General features: G+C 43.1%; 1 protein-coding gene. It reads right to left on the bottom strand.

Annotated elements, in window-relative coordinates:
* Positions 1 to 3,530 (bottom strand): vWA domain-containing protein (locus GPK90_RS18360; RefSeq protein ID WP_215703626.1); only part of this gene is annotated, 3,530 nt, incomplete at its 3' end.
* Positions 3,531 to 3,555 lie beyond the last annotated feature (25 nt).

Genomic DNA, 3,555 nt, shown 5'->3' with positions numbered 1-3,555 from the left:
GCAAATCCGTAGGTGTAGAAACCGTAGATCGTATCACCGATCTTTAAGTACTCGTTGGACGGAAGTCTTCCGTTGTCCTCCGTGAACTCGCCGCCCTCTAAGATCCAGCGTCCGGACTTACCGGCTGCGTTTGTGGCTTTGCCTCTTGTGGAGGTGCCATAGTCATAATCGCTGTCATCACTGTCACTGCCGCTTGATCTCCACCTGTAAGTGATCGTGAAGGTCGTTCCATCTTTTCCTACAACATATCCAACCGGGAACTTATCCCAGGTCTGATCGCTGTAGCTGCTGCTCTTTCCCTTGGATGCTGGAATATCCGCAAGCGTGAGCTTCGTTCCAACCTCAAAGGTCTTTGTGAGTTCTGTCTGACCGTTCTCTGTAAATGTTCCGTTTACAACAACGAACTTGATTTCGGTGTACTGTTTCTCAGGTGTCTCCGGTGTTTTCTCGCATTTTGCTTTGAAGTTGATCACGATCTCCTGATTTTCAGAATACCACTTGCCGTCCTCATCGCAGAAGAGCTTGACTGTTGCTGCATCGTCTCCTGCATTTGTATGTTTTCCATCTGCATATGCCTTGATGTAATCTTTTGCAAATACAGTAACAACTGCCTCGTTATCGTCTTCCTTATCTCTTGTGACGCTGTAAGTTCCGGCCATAAGACCGAAGGACTGCGGAGCGTGCTGCTCATCTGTTTCACAGGTTACATTGATCGTTTCTCCAAACAGCTTCTTCAGATCATCATATTTCGGAAGAGCCGGTTTCTCCGGATTGTTTTCGGTACACTTCACAAAGAATCTGATCGGTGTTGTACCCTCTTCGATATCCCAACCGCCATCCGTACGAGCAAGGATCAGTTTTGCTGAAGCGGCTCCCTTAACGTCATGATTGCCATGGGCTGCAATATATTTGCTTACATACGGCGCTACCTTTACTGTAAGGATTGCCTTTGTAGTTCCATACCATGAAATCTCATATCCATCCTCCATCAGAGTGTAATCCTCATCCGGATGAGCTGCTGCATTGCTGCCTGTATGAACAAGAACGACTCCTTCGATAAGATCCTCTAACTCTTTAAATCCCGGAAGTTCCGGATCAGTCGGGATTGGAGTATCCTTTGAGCAATCTACTTTAATGGTTGGAATTTTTGTGAGAGCCGGTGCTTCCCATTTCTTTGTCACTGGGTTCCATGTAAGATCGTATGTAATATCTTCTACTGTCACTGCATGATCATAATCCACATCCGCATTATACTGCATTGCGTAATATGCACTGATCACTGTTACTGTGCTGACATATTTTCCATTAACAGATCTTACTTCTCCGATCTCATAGCTGTTCGGAATGTTTAAATCATACTGTTTTGCCTCATGACCGGAATTAGATGCATTGAGGCACTCTACGATCACTGCAGGCACAATTTCCGTATCCACTGGTTTCTCCGGTTTGTCCCCTGCACAGTTTACCTTAATCGTTGGAATTTCTGTGAGAGCCGGTGCTTCCCATGTCTTTGTATCTGCGTTCCATGTAAGATCGTATGTAATATTCTTAACTGTCACTGCATGATCATAATGTACATCCGCATTATACTGCATTGCGTAATATGCACTGATTACTTTCACTGTGCTGACATATTTTCCATTAACAGATCTTACTTCTCCGATCTCATAGCTGTTCGGAATGTTTAAATCATACTGTTTTGCCTCATGACCGGAATTGGAAGCATTGAGGCACTCTACGATCACTGCAGGCACAATTTCTGTGTCCTTCGGTTTACTCGGAACTTCCGGTTTCTTTTCCTTCCAGTGTGCTTTTACCACAACCTCAGTTCTTGTACCGGCAGCATCTGCTACTGTCATTTCAGAAGTAAGTTTCTGATCATGAAGATACCATCCGTCAAAATCATAATCCGCACGTGTCGGAAGTTCATTACCATTTAAGAGTTCAAGAGTTTCTTCACCTCTTGCATTCTCTTTTGTAAGCTTGTCGGCACCGCTTGTCGCATTTAAGTTGTATCCATCTTTTGAGAAGGACCAATCCCATGCACCGCCGTTTGCATCATAAGTGACCTTGTAAATAGTCGGCTGTGTCTCGACCTTCGTCAAACAAACCGTAACGCTGTATGCCTTTCCTTCTGTTGCCTTCAGCGGATGCACCATCAATGATGTCATTGCAAAATCATCTGATTCTACACCTGTTACACGATAACTCTGCGTGCCAATTGTAAGCTCAGCACCGGTCTGTGGAATCGTTGTCTCAAAAGCTTTTTCACCGGTAAAGCCTACCCACTCCGTTACCGGATCCTGAACAGAAGTACCACTTTCATCAACATAGTTGACTGTCAATGTTGCGCCTGTAATAGACGGTTTCGGGAACTTGATGTGCTTATCTACCTTATTACCATCTTTTGTATAGGAATAGTTGAATTCTGCATTGCCGTTTAAATCAATCTTTCCGACCTTTTTCTTCGCTTCTTCTGTCAGTTCCACGGTATAAGTCAATGTCAGCTTATCTTTCATTGTACCGTTGGAATTCCATTTGATCGTGTTCGTATTTTCATCGTAGCTGGCAGATCCATCACTTGCTTTAAGCGTTCCGCTTGTCATGGTGATGTTTTCACCTAACGGATCGTTAATTCCACTCGTGATATCTTTAGAGATCGTTTCAAATACCTGCTTTAACTCCTCAGCATTTTTTGCATTTAAATTACATGAGTCAGAGGCAAGTTTTTTAAATTTACTTTCATGATCTAACCAAGTACCTATTAAATCATCTGTCTTATTCCATGCAAAACTTACTGTATAGACTTTTCCGTTTTCCTTAAAATCGCTAAAAATCTTCTGTTCATCATCATAGTAATTGTCAAACCACCCAGTCCACTCACCATGATGTTCCATATATCCATCATCGCTTCCGCCGTCTGCAAGGATAACTAAAATTTTATTTGAATTTTCATCTTTTTTATTTAAAACTTCAATTCCCTTTTTTATACCAGCGCTAAGGTTCGTTCCACCCTTAGGTGAACGCGTATTATATTTGGAAGCGTCTTTAACATCTTCCGCTTTATCAGAAAAACGAATATAACTACAATTTACTCCGGCAGCTTTCAGCTCTTTACTCATATTATCAATTGCATCAACTGCCGTGGTCCACCGGGAAACGTATAAATCATGATTATAGCGACAGCTTTTTCCACCACTTGCTGATCTGTGGTCATGTGTTTCATCCGTACACCATGCCATAGATCCGGATGCATCCAACACAAAAGCAACCTCTGTAGGCTTTACCTGAATTTGATCTTTTGCCTTGGTTGCATCGACCGTTAATGTAATGTCATATTTGCCATCACCGGCCGGTTTTGCTTCTTTGTTTAATGTAATAGCCGTTTTCGCGCTATCTGTTGTCTTAACTCCATCAAGCGTATAGCTTATTCCAGAGTTATCTGTAGTAGCATCCGCCAACGACACTCCCGGCACAGACCCAACGACCATACAGGCCGTCATGAGTGCTGCCAGAACACGTTTTTTCATTCCGCGCTTCTTCATCTCTCTTTTC

Source organism: Clostridium sp. MCC344, assembly GCF_018785365.1.
Classification (GTDB): domain Bacteria; phylum Bacillota; class Clostridia; order Lachnospirales; family Lachnospiraceae; genus Pilosibacter.
Note: the sequence above shows the minus strand (reverse complement) of the source record. Positions and strands in the feature narration are given on the sequence as shown.